The following is a 17,964-nucleotide window of genomic DNA, read 5'->3' on the forward strand; positions in this document are numbered from 1 at the left end:
TTTGCTACTCGACGAAAATAAACCTGTCAAAACGACAAGCGGGAGCGGATACCATCATGCGTCAATCCCTGTTCGTCGCGGCACTCGCCGCAACGTGCCTGTCCGCCACGGCGGCCTCGGCGCAAACCCTGCGCATCGCGCTGGCTTCCGAGCCGACGGCCGTCGATCCGCACTATCACGACCTCACTCCGAACAACGCTCTGGCGCAGCATATCTTCGATTCCCTCGTCAGCCAGGACGAGAAGCAGAAGCTGCATCCGAGCCTCGCCACATCCTGGGAGAATGACGGCAAGAACCGCTGGACCTTCAAGCTGCGCGACGGCGTGAAGTTCTCGAACGGCAAGCCGTTCACGGCCGAGGACGTGGTCTTCACCTTCTGCCGCACCTTGAAGAACGAGACCAAGGTGTCGGATTCCTTTGCCGACGTCACCGGGAATTTCGCCTCGGTCGAGACGCCCGATCCGCAGACGCTGGTCATCAACACCATCAACCCGGAGCCGCTGCTGCCGAACCTGCTCTCGGCGCTCCCCATCCTCTCGGCTGGAATCGTCGAGCATGGCCCGATCAGCTACGACATCGCCAAGAATTGCGGCGTCACCGGCCCCTGGCCGACGGTCAACGGCTTCAATGACGGCACGCTCGCGATCGGCACCGGGCCCTACAAGCTGAAATCCTATGTCCGGGGCTCGGCGATCGAGCTCGAGCGCAGCCCGACCTATTGGGGCAAGGCCGAGCCCTGGGAGCTGGTGCGCCTGCTGCCGGTGACCAATGCCGGCCCGCGCCTCGCCGGTCTGCTCGCCGGCGATTACGACGTGATCGAGAACCCGGCGGCGCGCGACCTCGGCCGGATCAAGGACGACAAGCGCTTCGGCCATGTCATCACGCCCTCGACCCGCGTGATCTATTTCCAGCTCGACGTCGCCCGCGACCAGAGCCCCTTCGTCAAGTCCGAGGACGGCAAGAACCCGCTGAAGGATGCGCGCGTTCGCAAGGCGATGTCGCTTGCCATCGACCGCGACGCCATCGTCAAGCGCATCATGGATGGCGCGGCCGAGCCGGCCTACCAATACCTGCCGACCGGCATGTTCGGCACGCTGCCGAACCCGCCGAAGCTGGCCTATGATCCCGCGCAGGCCAAGAAGCTGCTGGCCGAGGCCGGCTACGCCAAGGGCTTCCAGCTCACCCTGTCGACGACGAACGATCGCTACATCAACGATAGCCAGATCACCCAGGCGGTCGCGCAGTACCTGACCCAGATCGGCATCAAGACCGAGGTCGACGCCATGACGCGGGCGATCTACTTCCCGCGCCGGGCCAAGAAGGAATTCAGCGCGGCTATCGGGGGCTGGGGCTCCGGCACCGGCGAGGCCGCGTCTTTCCTGCGCCAGTGGCCGCCGACCCCCAACGAGACCAAGACGCTGGGCGGCTCGAACTATGGCGGCTACAAGAATGACCAGTTCGACAAGGTGATCCGCGAGGCCGTGACCACGCTCGACGACGCCAAGCGCGCTGAGCTGCTCCAGGAAGCCGGCAAGCTCGTCCTCGCCGATGGCGCCTTCATCCCGCTGCACTTCGAAAGCGGCGTCTGGGCCTTCAAGTCCAACCTCGCCGTCACCGGCCGCGCCGACCAGTTCATGCTGGCGATGTCGGTCAGGCCGGCCGGCAAGTAAATCCTCGCTGGGCAAGTCCCCGAAATGACGGGTGGCCCGCCAGGGCCGCCCGTTCGGAACACGTAGCGGAGCCGGTCTCACCCCATGACCGCCTATGTCCTGCAGCGGCTGATCCAGAGCGTCCTCGTGCTGCTCGCGGTCTCGGTCGTGGTTTTCTTCGCCGTCTACGGCATTGGCGATCCGATCGAGCTCCTGGTCTCGCCCTCGGTCAGCTCGGCCGAGCGCGAGGCGCTGATCCGGCGCCTCGGCCTCGATCTGCCGATCTGGCAGCAATATTTCGTCTTCATCGGCAACGCGCTGAAGGGCGATCTCGGCCGCTCCTTCGTGCATGGCGTGCCGGCGATCGAGCTCATCCTCGCCCGCCTGCCCGCGACCTTCGAGCTCGTGCTGCTGGCGATGACGCTGGCGATCGTCACCGGCGTGCCTCTCGGCCTCTATGCCGGGCTCGATCCGGAAAGCCGGCCCTCGCGCATCATCATGGGCAGCACCGTGCTCGGCTTCTCGCTGCCGAGCTTCTGGAAGGGCATGATGCTGATCTTGCTCTTCGCCGTGCTGCTCGGCTGGCTGCCGACGGCCGGGCGCGGCGAAACGGTCTCCGTGCTCGGCTTCAAGACCAGCCTGCTGACGCTGGACGGGCTGAAGCATCTCGCCCTGCCGGCGATCAACCTCGCCATTCCCAACATGGCGCTGATGATCCGCCTCGTCGCCGCCGGCACGACCGAGACGATGACGCAGGACTACGTCAAATACGCCCGCGCCAAGGGCGTGCGCCCCCGACGGATCGTCGGCCGGCATGTGCTGCGCAACATCCTGATTCCGGTTGTCACCGTGGTCGGCATCGAATTCGGCAGCCTCGTCGCCTTCTCGACCATCACCGAGACGGTTTTCGCCTGGCCGGGCATGGGCAAGCTCTTGATCGACTCGGTCTATCAGCTCGATCGGCCGGTCGTGGTCGCCTATGTGCTGCTGGCGACGCTGCTCTTCGTCACCGTCAACTTCCTCGTCGACATCCTCTATGCCGCGCTCGATCCGCGGGTGAAGCTGACGGGAGAGATGGCATGAGCGCCAAGACGAAAACGGCCACCGTTCCCGCCTATGCCGACACGAAGCTGCGCGAGAAGGTGCTGCGCCGCATCCGCAGCCGGCCGACGACGCGGGGTGCTGCGATCCTGCTCGGCATCATGGTCGCGCTGGCTTTGCTGGCGCCGGTCATCGCGCCGCAGAACCCACACGACCTCGCCGCGCTCAGCGTGATGGACAACCGGCTGCCGCCGGGCGAGACCAGCATGAGCGGCATGACCTACTGGCTCGGCACGGATTCGCAGGGGCGGGACATGCTGAGCGCCATTCTCTACGGGCTGCGTACCAGCCTGATGGTCGGCCTTTCGGCGACGCTGGGGGCGCTCTTCATCGGGATTTCGGCCGGGCTTCTCGCCGCCCAGTTCGGCGGCGCGGTCGATGCCATCATCATGCGCATCGTCGATTTCATGCTCGGCTTCCCCTCGATCCTGGTCGCGCTCGTGCTGCTCGCCTCGATCGGGCGTGGCGTCGATAAGGTCATCCTCGCCATCGTGCTCGTGCAATGGGCGCAATATGCCCGGCTGATGCGCGCCTCCGCGCTGGTCGAGCGGCGCAAGGAATATATCGAGGCGGCGCTGAACTTCGGTTTGCCGACCCGGCACATCATGATCGCGCATCTGCTGCCGAATTCGGTCGGCTCGGTGCTCGTCGTCGCTTCGATCAGCGTCGCCAGCGCGATCACGCTGGAGGCGACGCTCTCCTTCCTCGGCGTTGGCGTTCCGGTGACGCAGCCCTCGCTCGGCTTGCTGATCGCTAACGGCTTCGAATTCCTGCTCTCGGGCGAATACTGGATCGCGGTCTTCCCGGGCATCGCACTGGTGCTGCTGATCGTCTCGCTCAACCTCGTCGGCGACCGGCTGCGCCGCAGCTTCAACGTGCGCTCATGAGTGATCCCCTGCTCGATGTCCGCGGGTTGCGGACGGTCTTTCATGCGCTCGACGGCGCCTGGCCCGCCGTCGACGGTGTCGATCTCAGCGTCGCGCGCGGCGAGGTGCTGGGGCTGGTCGGCGAGTCCGGTTCCGGCAAGTCGGTGACCGGTTTCTCGCTGGTCCGATTGATCGATCCGCCGGGCGAGATCGTCGCCGGTACGGTGAGCTTCGGCGGCGAGGACCTGCGCGCCGCGACCGAGGAGCGCTTGCGCGACCTGCGGGGCGACCGTATCGCCATGATCTTCCAGGATCCGCTGATGACGCTGAACCCGGTGCTCAGCATCGGCGAGCAGATGAGCGAGGCGATCCTGGAGCATCGCGACTGCAGCCGACAGGAGGCGCTGGCCGAGGCGGCCAAGGCGCTTGCGCGGGTCGGCATCTCCTCGCCCGAGGCGCGGCTTAAGCAGTTCCCGCATGAATTCTCCGGCGGCATGCGCCAGCGCGTCGCGATCGCGACCGCGCTGCTCAATGCCCCCGACCTGATCATCGCCGACGAGCCGACGACGGCGCTCGACGTCACCATCCAGAGCCAGATCCTGTTCGAGGTGCAGAAGCTCGCCCGCGAAACCGGCACGGCCGTGCTCTGGATCACCCACGACCTTGCCGTGGTCGCCGAGCTCGCAGATCGGGTGGCGGTGATGTATGCCGGCCGCGTCGTCGAGATCGGCCCGGTCGACGCGGTGCTCGATGCGCCGCGCCATCCCTATACGCTCGGGCTGCTCAACTCCTCTGCCGCCAATGTCGCGCCGGGCGAGCGACTGAACCAGATCGACGGCGTCGCGCCGCCTATCGATGCGCGCCCGAGCGGCTGCCCGTTCCGGCCGCGCTGCCCGCGCGTCCGGCCGATCTGCTCTGAGCAGGATCCGGCGACGACCGAGGACGGCGCCCGCAGCTTCCGCTGCCATAACCCTGTCCCGTTTGGAGAGGCGGCATGAGCGCGCCCATCATCGAACTCAAGGGCGTCACCAAGCATTTCAGGCGTAATCCGACACTGGCGGAGCGCATCCTGATGGCGACCGGCCGTGGCAAGGCGCCGCCGGTGCTGCGCGCTGTCGACGGCATCGACCTCAGCGTCAAACGCGGCGAGGTGCTCGGCCTCGTCGGCGAATCCGGCTGCGGCAAGTCCACGCTGGCGCGTGTCGTCACCGGCATCCTGAAGCCGACTGCTGGTGAGGTGATCTACGAACAGCGGCCGGTGGCGGGCCTCAAGGGCAAGGAGCGTCTCGACTTCCTGCTCAAGGTCCAGATGATCTTCCAGGACCCCTACGCTTCGCTCGACCCGCGCATGAAGGTCAGCCGCATCGTCGGCGAGGCGCTGAGCGTCCACAAGCTGCTGCCGAAAGCCGAGATCGACAAGGCAGTGGACCGGGCGCTGAGCGAGGTCGGGCTCGATCTCGCCTATCGCGAGCGCTATCCGCATCAGTTCTCGGGCGGGCAGCGCCAGCGCATCGGCATCGCGCGGGCTCTTGCCGTGAAACCCGATTTCCTCGTCTGCGACGAGCCGGTTTCGGCGCTCGACGTCTCGATTCAGGCGCAGGTCGTCAACCTGTTCATGGATGTGCGCGAGTGCCACGGGCTGACCTACCTCTTCGTCAGCCACGATCTCGGTCTCGTCCGCCATATCAGCGACCGGGTCGCGATCATGTATCTCGGCCGCATCGTCGAGGTCGGGCGGGCGGCGGAAATCTTCGCCGAGCCGGCGCATCCCTACAGTGCCGCGCTGATCGCCGCGATTCCCTCGGCGGCACGACGCAAACGCGCCTTCCAGCCGCTCAAGGGCGAATTGCCCTCGCCGCTGGCGCCGCCGCCCGGCTGCCCCTTCCACCCGCGCTGCGAGCAGGCGATGCCGGTCTGCCGCGAGGTCCGGCCGAAGCTCATCGAGATCGCGCCCGGCCGCAGTGCTGCATGCCATCTGCACAAGGCTCCGGAGGCCGCATGACCACCACCACCCTCAACGCGCCGGTCGGCCGCAGCGCGCTGCCCTTCATCGACCGCTGCCATCCGGACCGGCCGCTGGTCGTGAACTTCTACCGGCCGGAGGGCCACCAGCCGAACGATCCGGTCGTCGTCGTGCAGCATGGCATGATGCGCAACGGCGACGACTATCGCGATTTCTGGATCGACGCCGCCGAGAAGCACGGCCTGCTGATCGTTGCGCCGACCTTTCCCGACGCGCATTTCCCGAAGGCCGAAGGCTACAATAACGGCCTGCTGGTTGCCGAGGATGGCGCGATCGCCCCGCGCGAGCAGTGGCTCTACGCGGTGCCGGAGCGCGTGCTGGATGCGCTCCGTGCCGGCGGCGTGATTGATAGCCCGGTCATCCGCATCTTCGGCCATTCGGCCGGCGGGCAGTTCGTACACCGTATGCTGGCGACAGAGGGTGGCGGGCTCTTCGCGGCGGCGATGGCTTCGAACCCCGGCTGGTACACCCTGCCGACGCTCGATCGCCGCTTTCCGGAAGGGCTCGGCGGGCTCGGCCTCGACCGTGGTGCGCTTGCATGCTGGCTCGCCTATCCCATGATCATCTTCGCGGGGGACCGCGACATCGTCACCGACGATCCCAACCTGCCGGCGCAGGCCGAGGCGCTGGCGCAGGGGCCGCATCGCTACGGCCGCGCTCATTTCATGCTCGATTTCGCCCGGGCCGAGGCCGCGCGTCTCGGCATGCTCTGCAACTGGCAGCTGATCACCGTGCCGGGGATCGGCCATGACGGCGCGGCGATGTCACGCGCGGCGGCGGCCCACTGGTTCGAAGGCGGCCGGATTCCGCCGGTGGAGGAGCTTGGAATGCAGGCCGAACCGGTACTCTGACAACTCCTGTTGCGGCGCAATATTGCCGACCGGGTGCAGGAGCAGCCGGGGTCGCGGAGCTTCCCAGGCGGGGCGCTTGAGCGCGCCGCCGCTGCCTCTTCCTTGGGCAACATTGCCGTAATCTTCGTTCGCAATCTGCGCGTGCCGACCCGCTCCGATCCGCGGAGACAGGGCGCAGGCAGATGCGTCGGCGGCATGGCATGTCGCCGCAAGGAGTTGTTATGTCTCGCACCATCCCGATGGCGGGTCTTGGCCTGCTGGCCTTGTTCGCGGTGCCTGCGGCGGCGGCGGATCGCCCCCTGCCGCGCACCCACGAGTGGCCGGCCTATACCGCGCCGCGCAGCTACAACTGGAACGGCATCTATGCCGGTATCCATTCCGGCGCAGCGTTCGACCGCTTCGACGGCGCCGCCAAGAAGAGCCGCAACGAAGTGCTGTTCGGCGGCCAGCTCGGCTACAACGTGCAGCTCGGCAACATGGTCTTCGGCATGGAAGGCGATGCGTCGATGAGCGGCACGAGCAACAACTCCAAGCGGAGAGGCGTCGGGACCAGCGCCGACATGCGCTATGTCAGCACGTTGAAGGCGCGCGCCGGTGTCGCCTTCGATCGCGTGCTGGTCTACGGCACGGGTGGTCTGGCCTATGGCAACCTGAAGGTGAGCGACGGCCTGCTCTCGAAAACCAAGAGCAAGATGGGCTATGTGGTTGGTGCCGGCGCCGAATACGGCATCACCGACAACCTCACCGCCAAGCTGGAATACAACTACGTCTCGCTCGGCAAGCAGAACTTCCAGTTTGGCAACGCCCGCAGCCGCATCGGCGTCACCGAGCATCTCGTCAAGGCCGGCCTGAACTACCGCTTCTGACCCCGCCAGCTCTTTGTTTGATCGCATTTTCTTCACGCGAACCGGTATCCACTTCGCTCGAAAATGCTCTCTTGCGGCCGGTCTTGCGAAACCGGCCCTGATCTGCGGCCTTTTTGGCCGTTCTCTGGTAGGGATGGGGCGGGATGTCTGGAATTCCCGCCCCCAGAGGCTGTTATGGACCATGGGATCGATTTGACGCTGGCGCTTTTGCGCGAATGCAAGGAGTTCGAGGACGCAAACCTTCCGGTTTGCTACGAAGAACGACACGGCAGTCGCGCAAAAGCGCCGCGCCCTGCGGGTGAGGTGAAAACGGCAGAGCTGCAGCGTCGCACCGCTTGCCGATACGGGCGTATCGGCGGCGCGATGCTCCTCCCATCTCTGCGGTTTTGACCTCATCAAATCGTTCCCATGGTCCATAACAGCCTCTAGTCCGGCATCACGTTCCATCCCTGCACCTCTACAGGACAGACATGCGCGCATTGATCGTCGAGGACGAGCCGGACCTGATGAGCTTCCTGTCCTCGCTTCTCACGAATGCGGGGCTGATCGTGGATCGCACCACGACGATCGATGCCGCATTGGCCGCCCTGCGGACGGCGCCCTTCGACATCGCCATCGTCGACCGGCGGCTGCCGGACGGCGACGGCCTGTCGATCGTCAAGGCGCTCAGCGCCGACGATACGCGCCCGGCCTTCCTGATCCTGACCGCACGCGACGCCAAGACCGATGTGATCGAAGGTCTCAATGGCGGGGCAGATGACTATCTGGTCAAGCCCTTCGAGCCGGGGGAACTGCTTGCGCGGCTGCGGGTGATCGTGCGGCGCCGCCATCCCAGGCGCTCGCTGGTCATCGCGGCCGGCAATCTCTCGCTCGACCTCGAGGGTCGCAGCGCCTGTGTCGGAAGCGAGCCTCTCGACCTGCGCCGGCGCGAGGCGCTGATCCTCGAAGCGCTCGTGCAGCGCGTCGGCCGCGTCGTCACCCGCGACGTGCTGATCGAGGCGGTCTATGGCTTCGATGACCTGATCGAATCGAACACGCTCGAAGCGCAGATCTCGCGGCTGCGCCGCAAGCTCCGGGACGCCGGAGCCCAGGTCGAGATCACTTCGCTGCGCGGCATCGGCTACATGCTGAAGACGAGCGAGGCGGTGCTCTAGAGCCTGTCGTGTTTTCACGGAAACGCGGGTCATCCCGGACGGAGCGAAGCGAAGATCCGGGATCCATGCCTGAAGCTTTGTCGGAAACGCTCCGGTATGGATCCCGGGTCAAGCCCGGGATGATTGCGTGGTTCTTCGAAAAATCAGCAGATTCTAACGCTCAATCGCGGCTGGTGCCGTCCGGCGGGAATGCCAGGCGCACCGTGGTGCCGCCGCCCTCATTGCCGAGAATCGCGATGCTCCCGCCATGGGCGGCCATGATGTCGCGCACGATCGTCAGGCCGAGGCCGGCCCCGGTCGAACTGGGCGACATGCGGTTGAATGGCTCCATCGCCTGGTTACGCTTGGTCGCGGCGATGCCGACCCCGTCGTCGATGACCTCCAGAACAGCTCCGTCGAGGACGCGAACCAGAATGATCGACCTGGCCTTGGCATGGCGCAGGGCATTGTCGACGAGGTTGGCGAGCGCGGCCCGGACCGTGGGCTCATTGGCGTCGATCATCGCGTGCAGATCGCCTTCCTCCTCCAGTGCGACATCCACGCCATGGCTCAGGACGAGCGGAGCAAGCTCGGCCAGCACGGAGCGAGCGAGCGCGTTGAGCTGCAGCGGCTCGAAGGGCAGCTCGGTCGCATGCAGGCGCGCGAGCTGCAGCATCGAGGAGACGATGGTGGTCAGCCGGCTCAGATCCGTGGTCAGCTTCAGGCGCGTCGGCTCGTCCGGAAGTGCGTCGACCCGGCTGCGCATCACCGCGAGCGGTGTGCGCAGCTCATGCGCGACATTGTTCATGAAGCGCCGCTGCACCTCCATATTGCCGGCAATCTGGTCGAGCGCCGAATTGAGGGCCGTGGTCAGCGGCATGAGCTCGACCGGGGTTTCCTCGGTTGGCAGCAATCCACGTGGCGCGCGCGGATCGATGCGGGCTGCCGCTTCGGCGGCGCTGCGCAGCCTTGCGCTGATATAGGAGACCGACATCGCGATCGCGGCTGCGATCATGATGCCGAAGACCACCGAGATCGCGAGTGCCGGACCGGCGATCGCACGCAGGAAATAGCCGAGGATCAGGTCCCAGCCCGGCACGCCGCCGCCGGTTGCGACAATGACGCGGCTGCCATCCTTCTCGATCACGTCGAAGGCGAGCGCATTGTCGCCGCCGACACGCATCTGCGCGGCGATGGTCGGGCCGTCGAGCCGGATGTCGATGGGCAACCCCGGACGCAACTCTGGCGCATACTCGACGACGGAACGTCCATCGGAGACGAGATACCAGAGACGGGGGCTGGCGCGCTCGATCTGCACGAGCCCCGCGGTCTTCTCGACCTGCAGCCCGCTGCCCGTCGATGGCCGTACGCTTTGCTGGATGATTTGTGAGGTAACGTCGTTGCGTAGAGCGCCGGGGTCTTCGGTGATGAAGGTGAAGGCCAGAACGGCGGCGATGAAGGCCGCGAACAGGACGATGCCCAGCAAGCCCAGGCGGATCGTGAGGGCGCGCGACAGCGAGGTCACCAGAGGCCTCCGCTGTCACGAAGGTCCGGAGTGCCGGAATTCACCGGCGACGGCCGCAGGGAAATCGGTTCAATGTTGCGGGTCGTCACGGAGCCTCTGTGCGGGTATGGCTTGTCGGACAGGGCGCGCCGCCCTGCCTCGCTCTGCATGGACCGTAATAGCGTTGCCGTTCAACTCTTCCATGGATCTGCCGGCCTGATGCCTGTGTTGCGCACCGTGGCAAGAGCATTTCCACGTTTCTTCGAACCGCGGAAATGCTCTAGGTCTTTGTTTGATCGCATTTTCTTCACGCGAACCGGCATCCACTTCGCTCGAAAATGCTCCAGGGGGAGCCGTCCGGTCTGGGCGCTGGCGGCGCTGCTCGCGGTCGTGCCGATTGGAACGACGGCGTTGGCGCAGGGCAAGCCGCCGGCGAAGGAACAGATCCGGCCGGGCCAGCTGCCGACGACATCGCGCAACGATATTCTGCGATTGGTCGAGGGGGTATTCGATACCGCGTCGAAGACGGTCAGCCTTCCGATCGAACGCGCGTTCGCCCTGTTCGGTGAGCCCAATGCCTATATCGTCGGTGGTGAGCTGAGCGGCTCCTTCGTTGTCGGCGGGCGGCACGGCAGCGGCGAGTTGCGGTTTGCGGACGGCCCTCCCGAGCCGGTGATCTGGTCGGCGCTGTCGGTCGGCATAGGCCTCGGCGCCGATTACGGCCGGGTGATCATGCTGGTCTACGGGCTTGACCGGCGGGAGGACGTGTTCGGGGACTATGCCAGCCTCGGCGGCAGCGCCCATTTCCTGGCGGGCGCCAATGCGACGATCCTGGCCTCGCCGCGCGCGCGGATCGTCCTCATCTCGTCGGGCCTCGGCCTGCGCTTCTCGGGCGATCTCAGCCGCATCCGCATTGAGCCGGCGGGCGAGCCGGAGATCCTGCGCCCGCCCGCAAATATCTGCGGCAATCCTGCCGATTGTCCGCCGCCGGGGCGCCCCTGACGGGATGGAGGAAGGCCACGCTTAGAACGTTTTCCGATCGGGTTGGATCGCAGAGCCGTCATTGCGAGGAGCGAAGCGACGAAGCAATCCAGGAGCGGCAGGACTGAACGGTTCAACCCGGTCCCCTGGATTGCTTCGCTGCGCTCGCAATGACGGTTCAGCCTGATCGAAAAATGCTCTAGCTAGCGTGCCCGCTCGAGCGATTGATAGGCCGCGGCATGGAGATCGTCGAGGCGGGCCGAGATGTCCATCGCGATAAGGCCGACCTCGCGATCGTCGGCGCCTTTTCTGACATAGAGCGGCTCCGACCAGAGGATGCAGCCGCGGCCGAAGGGCAGGGCGATGCTCGCCCGATCCCAGTTGGTGAGATCGAAGCGGGCGCTGGTGACGGCGGCAAAGAGATAGATCGGCCGACCGGTGACGCGGGCGAGCTGCACGGCGCCCTTGCCCGCCACGCGCGATACTTTTGGGACGTCTGCCGTGAGAACGACGCTGGTGCCGTCGCGAAGCGCATCCCGCATCTCGAAGAAGGCGGGAATCGCCCGCTTGGTCTGGATCTTCGGGCGGCTCTGTGTCCCCGAACCACGGATGGTCCGGAAACCGGCCCTTTCGACGACCGAGGCGACGACCTCGCCATCGAAATGCAGGGAGGCCAGGATCGCCACCCGCGATGCTCCCGTCAGCGCCGCCAGGCTCAGCATCTGCTGACCGTGCCAAGTCAGGGCGATGAACGGCTCGCGGCTGCGCTCCCAGGGGCAAGCCCCCGGAATCGCTGGCTTGAACCGGGTCGTTCGCTGCACGAGGTTGATATAGGCATGCAATGCGCGGCCCGCGAGCGCCGCCGATTGGCCTGAGCTGGAACGCATCTTCCGCCCTCCATGGTGAATCACATGGAGTGGTCGGCGTCCCGGCTTGCTGGAACATTGCGCGGCTGCCGGCCGGGAAGCCGGTTTTGCACGAAATCAGGGTTTGAACGCGTTTCCGGCCTCGTCAGTGGCTCCGACCATGGCTGTGGTCCGTCCGCAGGCGGCGTTCGATGAAGCGGCTGTAGGAGCCCATGCCGTAGCTGAACACGGCATAGACCAGCGCGGCGAAGACATAGCCTTCCATCACCGCGATGCCTTGCCAGCTGGGGTCGCGCATTGCGGATCGCACCGTATCGAGGAAATCGAGCAGGCCGATGATGGTCACCAGTGTCGTGTCCTGGAAGAAACCGATGAAGATGTTGACCAGCGGCGGGATGACGATCTTGAGCGCCTGCGGCAGCACGATCTTGCGCATCGACAGCCAGTAGCCGAGGCCGAGCGAGGCGGCGGCCTCATGCTGGCCTTTCGGCACAGCTTGCAGGCCGCCGCGGACCGTCTCCGCGATATAAGCGCCGGCGAAGATGATGATCGCGACCTGCGCCCGCAGCAATTTGTCGATGGTGACGCCATCCGGCATGAACAGCGGCAGCATCACCGAGGCCATGAACAGGATCGAGACCAGCGGCACGCCGCGTACGGTCTCGATGATGATGACGGCGATCACCTGGATCGCCGGCAACTTCGAGGAGCGCGCCAGCGCCAGCAGCACTCCGAGCACGAAGCCGAAGGCGAGCCCGACCGAGGAAAGCATGAAGGAGAGCGGCAGGCCGCCCCAGTTCGTGGTGGTGACGAGGGGCAGGCCGAGCACCCCGCCATACATCAGCACGCCGCAGACCAGCACGACCGCGAGCCAGAGCCAGAGCAGGCGCCGCGACCAGAAGCGCGGGATCATCGAGACGATCATGGCTGCAAGGAACAGCAGCACCGCCAGCGCCGGCCGCCAATGCTCCTCGTAGGGATAGAAGCCGAAGATCATGAAGCGCAGCTTCGCGGCCAGGAAGGGCCAGCAGGCCCCGTTGCCGACCTTGCAGGCCTGCGGCCCGCCCTCCGTCACGGCGCGGGTGACGAGCCAGCCCCAGGCCCCCGTCGTGAGGCGATAGATCAGCCAGAGGCAGGCGAAGGTGATGATGGCGTTGAGCGGCGAGCCGATAAAGGGCTTCAGCCCTGCGAGCCAGAGGCGCCGGCCCTGGGGCCGGTCGCTACGCTCGACGCCGAGCATGGCCGTATTGGTGAGCTCAGACATCTCAGCGCTCCACCAGAGCGACGCGGGCGTTGTACCAGTTCATGAGCAGCGAGATCGTGATCGACAGGCCGAGATAGACCAGCATGAAGATCGCGATGCCCTCGATGGCCTGCCCGGTCTGGTTCATCGTGGTGTTGGAAACCATCACCAGATCGGGATAGCCGATCGCGATGGCGAGCGAGGAGTTCTTGAAGGTCGAGAGATAGGAGCTGGTCAGTGGCGGCACGATCACGCGCAGCGCCTGCGGCAGTACGACCAGCCGCATCGTCTGACGGTCGTGCAGGCCGACGGCGCGCGCGGCCTCCCACTGCCCACGCCCGACCGCGAGGATGCCGGCGCGGACGATCTCGGCGATGCCGGCCGAGGCGGAGAGGCCCAGTCCGACCAAGAGCGCGGTGAATTCGGGCGTGACCTGCAGGCCCCCGGTGATGCGGAAGCGGCCTTTTTCCGGCCAGTTCACCACGAGATCCGGCTGGAACAGCAGCAGGCCGATCAGCGGTGGCGCGAAGAGGGCGAGCAGCACGAAGGGCCAGGCGGCCCGGGCATGGCCGGACACGACCCGGTGGCTTCGCATGATCGATGCGACGACGAAGGCGAGCACGATGCCGACCACGACGGAGGCGAGCACGCCGGTATGGGCGGCGGACCAGCGCAGCGAGGGCACGATCAGGCCGCCATTGCTGAGGAAGACGTCGGGCAGGATCTGCCAGGCTTCGCGCACCGGCGGGAAGACCGCGACGATCAGCGCATACCAGAGGAAGAGGTAGAGCAGCAGCGGCACATTGCGCAGCGCCTCGACATAGATCAGGGCGAGGAAGGACAGCAGCGGATTGCGCGACAGCCGGGCGATGCCGACGATCAGGCCGAGCACCGTCGAGAGGATGACGGCGAAGACCGAGACCCAGACTGTGTTGAGCAGCCCGACGAGGATGGCGCGGCCGTAGGTGTCGCTGGATTCGTAGCTGATGAAGGACTGGCTGATGACGAAGCCGGCCGGCCGGGAGAGATAGGCGAATCCCGTCGCGATGTTCTGTTCGGCGAGCTTCCGCGAGACAGTGCCGAAGAGATAGAGGCCGATCCCGACGACGAGGACGACGGCCACGACCTGATAGAGCACGGCGCGTACGCGCACGTCGTAGATGAGCCGCAGAGGGCTGGAGGCTGGAGAGGCCATCGGGCTGTTCCGTGCTGGGGACGCGCCGGCCGCGTGAGGCGCGGCCGGCGGTCTCAGGTCAATCGAGGGAACGCGCGTTAGATCGCCGCGCGTCCTGCCGGACGCGGTAACGGGGATCTATCTATTTGTTATCGCGCCGGATTTTTCCGAAAAGTGGATTCCACTTTTCGGTCCGATGCTATAGCCGGTATCACCGGAAGGGCGGGGAGTAGATCAGGCCACCCTTGTTCCAGAGCTGGTTCGGGCCGCGGCTGAGGCCGAGCGGAGTCTTCTCGCCGAGATGGCGCTCGAAGAGCTCGCCGTAATTGCCGTGCTGCTTGATGGCGTTGTAGGCCCATTTGTTGTCGAGGTTCAGCATCTTACCGAGGTCGCCGTTGACGCCGAGCAGGCGCTGGATCTCGGGGTCCTTGCTCTTGAGCTGTTCGTCGACATTGGCCTTGGTGATGCCGTATTCCTCGGCCGCGATCAGGGCGTTGACCGTCCAGGAGACGATGTCGCGCCAGTTGCTGTCGTTCTGGCGGACGACGGGGGCCAGTGGTTCCTTCGAGATGGTCTCGGGCAGGATGACGTATTGCTTCGGGTCGTTGGCGATCGCACGCACCGAGGCCAGGTCCGAGCGGTCGGTGGTGATGACGTCGCAGCGACCGGAGAAGAAGGCGTTGCGCCACTCGTCGGGATTCTCGAAGACGACCGCCTCGTATTTGATGTTGCGCGGCTTGAAGTAGTCTTCGAGGTTCTGCAGCGTCGTCGTGCCGGGCAGGATGCAGACGGCCGACTGCGACAGCTCAGCCGCGCTCTTCACGCCGAGCTTGCTCGAAACCATCAGCCCCTGGCCGTCATAGAAGACGACCGGCGCGAAATCGAGCCCGAGCGAGGTGTCGCGCGAGAAGGTCATCGTCGTCTGGCGCGAGAGCAGGTCGACCTCGCCGGATTGCAGGCCCTGGAAGCGCACATTGGTGTTGAGCGGAACGAAATCGACCTTGTCCGGCGCACCGAAGACGGCGGACGAGACGGCGCGGCAGATGTCGCTGTCGAAGCCCTGGCGAACGCCCTTGTCATCGGCATAGGAGAAGCCCGGAGCCGTCGGGGAGACGCCGCAGAGCACCTTGCCGCGCTTCTTGACGGCATCGAGCGTCGCTTGCGCCGAGGCGGGAGCGGCAAACACAGAAAAAGCGGCCGCGGCGAGACCGATCGCGGCCAGCTTGCAGAACATTTTTGGCATAGGCGTTTCCCTTGTGCGCGCCTGTCATCGGCGCGTCGGGAGGGAGCCTATTGAGCTGCGGTTGACGCCGCAAGGACCTTCCGCGCCAAACTCCTTTGACGGCGCAGAGTGACGGCATGGGGCCGGCGCGGTAGGTTGAGCGCGAACCGGATCACGCTCTTGAAGTCCCGACACGCCACATTCCTGCTGCTGTGGGTTCCGCTTGCGCTCGCCGGCCTCGGGCTGGGGGCCACGGTCGAATTCATCCGGGCGCGTGATGCACTCCAGCGCGAGGGGACGACGCTTCATCGCGTGATCTCGCAACGTGTCGAGCAGCATGACGCGCATCTCACCAGCCTGGCGGCGGTGCTGGCGAGTTCGACCGCGGACTCCGCGACGTTCCGGGCGGTCGTCGAGGCCATGCAGCGCTTCTATCCGCGTATCGCGGCGGTTGAACTGGCAGGGTCAGGTGCGCCGCCGGGCGGGCTCGACGGGAAAGCAGCCGAAAACCTCAAGGATTTCGATCTGGCCACGCTTACGGCGCGCATCCGGGGGCTTGCGCCGGGGCAGGCCAGCACGCTGCCCAGCCGGGGAAGGAAGCCCTTCTACGCTCTCGTCAAACGCGTTCCCGACAACGCCTCCGAGCCGCGGGCGCTGGTTCTCGTCATCGACGCCACGCGCATGGCCGAGCCGGAGGGTGGCTTGCCAGAAGAGACCGTGCTTGCGTTGCGCGATAGCTCCGGGGCCGTGATCGTCCAGCAGGGAAGGGAGCGTCCGCCCGGCAGGGCGATGCCGGAGCTCACTTTCGAGCGGGCGCTGGGCAGCCGCTCTCAACCGCTCATCCTGTCACTGGAGCGGCGGCTGGCGGTCGCCGAGGTCCTGCCGCCTGCCCTGCTGATCGGCTGGCCGGTGGCTTCGGGGCTCGCCGTACTGCTACTTCTGGCCGTGCTGCGCGAACGGCGCGCCAGCCAGCGGGCGCGCGAGGCCATGCGCCTGCATCAGCAGGATGCGCGGCTCGCCCATGCCATGCGGGTGAACACGGTCGGCGAGATGGCGTCCGGCATTGCCCATGAGATCACCCAGCCGCTCACGGCGATCCTGAGCCAGAGCCAGGCTGGCCTGCGGCTCGCGCGCTCCGGCGCGGCGAAGCCGGACGAGTTGATCGGCGTCCTCGAAGCGAATGTGCGTCACGCCCTGCGCGCCGGCGAGATCCTGGAGCGGCTGCGGGCCTATGTGACGCGCCGCGAGCCGCAGCCGCAGCCGAACGATCTCAACCGGATCGTCCGCAATGTCGTCGCCCTGACGCAGCGCGACCTGGAGGAGCGCGGAATTGCCCTCGGATTGGAACTCAGCCTGCCGCCGCTGCCGGCGCGGGTCGATCGGGTCGCGATCGAGCAGGTCGTACACAATCTCGTCCGCAACGCGGCCGAGGCCATAGAGAGCAATCCCGGAGGCCGGCGCGAGATCATGCTCGCGACCCGACTCGTGGGAAGCGATGTCGAGATCGCCGTGAGCGATACCGGCCCGGGGATCGCGGACGCTGATCTGGCGCGGCTGTTCGAGCCGTTCTTCACCACCAAGAGCGGCGGCATGGGGCTCGGCCTGCCGCTCTGCGAGCGCCTGGTCGAGTCGGCTGGCGGGCGCATCGCCGTGCGCAGCGATGCCGGCCAGGGCGCCGTGTTCATGGTTCGCTTTCCGGCTCTGGCCGGCGAGCAGGGGATCGCGGCCGAATGAAGCCCGCTGCCCGTACCGTCTATCTGATCGACGACGATGTCGATGTTCGCGACGCGCTCGCGCTGCTGCTGCGCACCATGGGTTTTGCGGCGAAACCCTTTGCCAGCGTGCAGGCGTTCCTGGAGCGCCCCAATCCGCGGCAGGATGGCTGCCTCGTCGCTGATATCCGCATGCCCGGCACATCCGGCCTGCAATTGCTGGAGCGCATGGCGGCCGAGGCGGAGCGGATGCCGACGGTGATCATCACCGGCCATGGCGATGTCGCCGCCTGTCGGCGGGCCTTCAAGGCTGGCGCCGTCGATTTTCTGACCAAGCCGATCGACGAGCAGGTTCTGCTTGAGGCGATCGAGGCGGGTTTCGCGGCGCTTGACGAACACAGCCGGACGCAGGCGGCGCGTGCCGGGCGGGAGGCGCTGCTGGCGAAGTTGACCCAGCGCGAGCGCGAGATCCTCGACCTCGTCGCTGAGGGGCTTTCGACCAAGGAAATTGCCCGTGCGCTCGATGTCTCGCCGCGTACGGTCGAGACTCATCGCGCCAACATAGCCGAGAAGCTCGGCGCCGGCTCGGTGGCCGAGATGGTTCGCATCGCCCTCGAAGGGTAGGGGGCTAGCAGGTCCGCTCACGAGACCGTTCTCGCTGCCCTTCTCCGTAGGATTACGGAGTGGCCTCCGGCGCCGCACCGATCTTTTTTCGCTGCGCGGCTCGGTAGCTTGACCCCCGTCGAGCTCAGCGCTCGCCATGCCCCGCATCG

General features: G+C 66.2%; 16 protein-coding genes. 11 read left to right on the plus strand and 5 right to left on the minus strand.

Annotation, left to right across the window (positions count from 1 at the left end; genetic code table 11):
* Positions 1–56 precede the first annotated feature (56 nt).
* The 8 genes from FQV39_RS22415 to FQV39_RS22450 all read left to right on the plus strand — a co-directional run bounded on the left by FQV39_RS22415 (position 57) and on the right by FQV39_RS22450 (position 8,510).
* Complete coding sequence (locus FQV39_RS22415) at positions 57–1,670, plus strand: ABC transporter substrate-binding protein (protein WP_149132313.1); 1,614 nt, start codon at positions 57–59, stop codon at positions 1,668–1,670.
* Positions 1,671–1,754: 84 nt separating this feature from the next.
* Complete coding sequence (locus FQV39_RS22420) at positions 1,755–2,732, plus strand: ABC transporter permease (protein WP_149132314.1); 978 nt, start codon at positions 1,755–1,757, stop codon at positions 2,730–2,732.
* A complete protein-coding gene (locus FQV39_RS22425) occupies positions 2,729–3,637 on the plus strand; it encodes an ABC transporter permease (RefSeq protein ID WP_149132315.1) in 909 nt (302 codons plus the stop codon). The genes FQV39_RS22420 and FQV39_RS22425 overlap by 4 nt, the downstream gene beginning before the upstream one ends.
* Entirely contained in the window at positions 3,634–4,614 is a 981-nt protein-coding gene (locus tag FQV39_RS22430; RefSeq protein ID WP_149132316.1) for an ABC transporter ATP-binding protein, read from the plus strand. The genes FQV39_RS22425 and FQV39_RS22430 overlap by 4 nt, the downstream gene beginning before the upstream one ends.
* Entirely contained in the window at positions 4,611–5,618 is a 1,008-nt protein-coding gene (locus tag FQV39_RS22435) for an ABC transporter ATP-binding protein (RefSeq protein ID WP_149132317.1), read from the plus strand. Before FQV39_RS22430 ends, FQV39_RS22435 begins: the two co-directional genes overlap by 4 nt.
* Positions 5,615–6,490, plus strand: coding sequence for an alpha/beta hydrolase family protein (locus tag FQV39_RS22440; RefSeq protein WP_149132318.1), 876 nt, complete (start codon positions 5,615–5,617; stop codon positions 6,488–6,490). Before FQV39_RS22435 ends, FQV39_RS22440 begins: the two co-directional genes overlap by 4 nt.
* A 221-nt stretch (positions 6,491–6,711) precedes the next feature.
* Positions 6,712–7,356, plus strand: a complete 645-nt coding sequence (locus FQV39_RS22445) for an outer membrane protein (protein ID WP_187640021.1) — start codon at positions 6,712–6,714, stop codon at positions 7,354–7,356.
* A gap of 470 nt (positions 7,357–7,826) precedes the next feature.
* Complete coding sequence (locus tag FQV39_RS22450; RefSeq protein ID WP_149132320.1) at positions 7,827–8,510, plus strand: response regulator transcription factor; 684 nt, start codon at positions 7,827–7,829, stop codon at positions 8,508–8,510.
* Between the two features lie 160 nt (positions 8,511–8,670).
* On the opposite strand, the gene FQV39_RS22455 is transcribed toward FQV39_RS22450, so the two are convergent.
* Entirely contained in the window at positions 8,671–10,014 is a 1,344-nt protein-coding gene (locus tag FQV39_RS22455) for a sensor histidine kinase (RefSeq protein ID WP_149132321.1), read from the minus strand.
* Positions 10,015–10,044: 30 nt separating this feature from the next.
* Between FQV39_RS22455 and FQV39_RS22460 the strand changes: the two genes are divergently transcribed.
* Positions 10,045–10,995, plus strand: coding sequence for an EipA family protein (locus FQV39_RS22460; protein WP_149132322.1), 951 nt, complete (start codon positions 10,045–10,047; stop codon positions 10,993–10,995).
* A gap of 182 nt (positions 10,996–11,177) precedes the next feature.
* Here FQV39_RS22460 and FQV39_RS22465 read toward each other — a convergent pair whose 3' ends face one another.
* The 4 genes from FQV39_RS22465 to FQV39_RS22480 form a co-directional block, all read right to left on the minus strand.
* Entirely contained in the window at positions 11,178–11,861 is a 684-nt protein-coding gene (locus tag FQV39_RS22465) for a lysophospholipid acyltransferase family protein (RefSeq protein ID WP_149132323.1), read from the minus strand.
* Between the two features lie 124 nt (positions 11,862–11,985).
* On the minus strand, positions 11,986–13,104 hold the full coding sequence (locus tag FQV39_RS22470; protein ID WP_149132324.1) for an amino acid ABC transporter permease: 1,119 nt from the start codon (positions 13,102–13,104) through the stop codon (positions 11,986–11,988).
* A gap of 1 nt (position 13,105) precedes the next feature.
* Positions 13,106–14,278, minus strand: coding sequence for an amino acid ABC transporter permease (locus FQV39_RS22475; RefSeq protein ID WP_149132325.1), 1,173 nt, complete (start codon positions 14,276–14,278; stop codon positions 13,106–13,108).
* 190 nt (positions 14,279–14,468) lie between these two features.
* A complete protein-coding gene (locus tag FQV39_RS22480; RefSeq protein ID WP_149133981.1) occupies positions 14,469–15,491 on the minus strand; it encodes an amino acid ABC transporter substrate-binding protein in 1,023 nt (340 codons plus the stop codon).
* Between the two features lie 168 nt (positions 15,492–15,659).
* Between FQV39_RS22480 and FQV39_RS22485 the strand changes: the two genes are divergently transcribed.
* Both FQV39_RS22485 and FQV39_RS22490 read left to right on the plus strand, forming a co-directional pair.
* Positions 15,660–17,213 carry a sensor histidine kinase gene (locus FQV39_RS22485; protein WP_149132326.1) on the plus strand — a complete coding sequence of 518 codons (1,554 nt, stop codon included), beginning with the start codon at positions 15,660–15,662 and terminating at the stop codon, positions 17,211–17,213.
* Positions 17,210–17,815, plus strand: a complete 606-nt coding sequence (locus tag FQV39_RS22490) for a response regulator transcription factor (RefSeq protein WP_149132327.1) — start codon at positions 17,210–17,212, stop codon at positions 17,813–17,815. The genes FQV39_RS22485 and FQV39_RS22490 overlap by 4 nt, the downstream gene beginning before the upstream one ends.
* The last annotated feature ends 149 nt before the right edge of the window (positions 17,816–17,964 follow it).

The sequence above is a fragment of the Bosea sp. F3-2 genome, from assembly GCF_008253865.1.
Classification (GTDB): Bacteria; Pseudomonadota; Alphaproteobacteria; order Rhizobiales; family Beijerinckiaceae; genus Allobosea.

Coding starts and splice junctions, on each gene's coding strand:
- FQV39_RS22415 (WP_149132313.1), top strand. CDS start 57: ATGCGTCAATCCCTGTTCGTCGCGGCACTCGCCGCAACGTGCCTGTCC.
- FQV39_RS22420 (WP_149132314.1), top strand. CDS start 1,755: ATGACCGCCTATGTCCTGCAGCGGCTGATCCAGAGCGTCCTCGTGCTG.
- FQV39_RS22425 (WP_149132315.1), top strand. CDS start 2,729: ATGAGCGCCAAGACGAAAACGGCCACCGTTCCCGCCTATGCCGACACG.
- FQV39_RS22430 (WP_149132316.1), top strand. CDS start 3,634: ATGAGTGATCCCCTGCTCGATGTCCGCGGGTTGCGGACGGTCTTTCAT.
- FQV39_RS22435 (WP_149132317.1), top strand. CDS start 4,611: ATGAGCGCGCCCATCATCGAACTCAAGGGCGTCACCAAGCATTTCAGG.
- FQV39_RS22440 (WP_149132318.1), top strand. CDS start 5,615: ATGACCACCACCACCCTCAACGCGCCGGTCGGCCGCAGCGCGCTGCCC.
- FQV39_RS22445 (WP_187640021.1), top strand. CDS start 6,712: ATGTCTCGCACCATCCCGATGGCGGGTCTTGGCCTGCTGGCCTTGTTC.
- FQV39_RS22450 (WP_149132320.1), top strand. CDS start 7,827: ATGCGCGCATTGATCGTCGAGGACGAGCCGGACCTGATGAGCTTCCTG.
- FQV39_RS22465 (WP_149132323.1), bottom strand. CDS start 11,861: ATGCGTTCCAGCTCAGGCCAATCGGCGGCGCTCGCGGGCCGCGCATTG.
- FQV39_RS22470 (WP_149132324.1), bottom strand. CDS start 13,104: ATGTCTGAGCTCACCAATACGGCCATGCTCGGCGTCGAGCGTAGCGAC.
- FQV39_RS22475 (WP_149132325.1), bottom strand. CDS start 14,278: ATGGCCTCTCCAGCCTCCAGCCCTCTGCGGCTCATCTACGACGTGCGC.
- FQV39_RS22480 (WP_149133981.1), bottom strand. CDS start 15,491: ATGTTCTGCAAGCTGGCCGCGATCGGTCTCGCCGCGGCCGCTTTTTCT.
- FQV39_RS22490 (WP_149132327.1), top strand. CDS start 17,210: ATGAAGCCCGCTGCCCGTACCGTCTATCTGATCGACGACGATGTCGAT.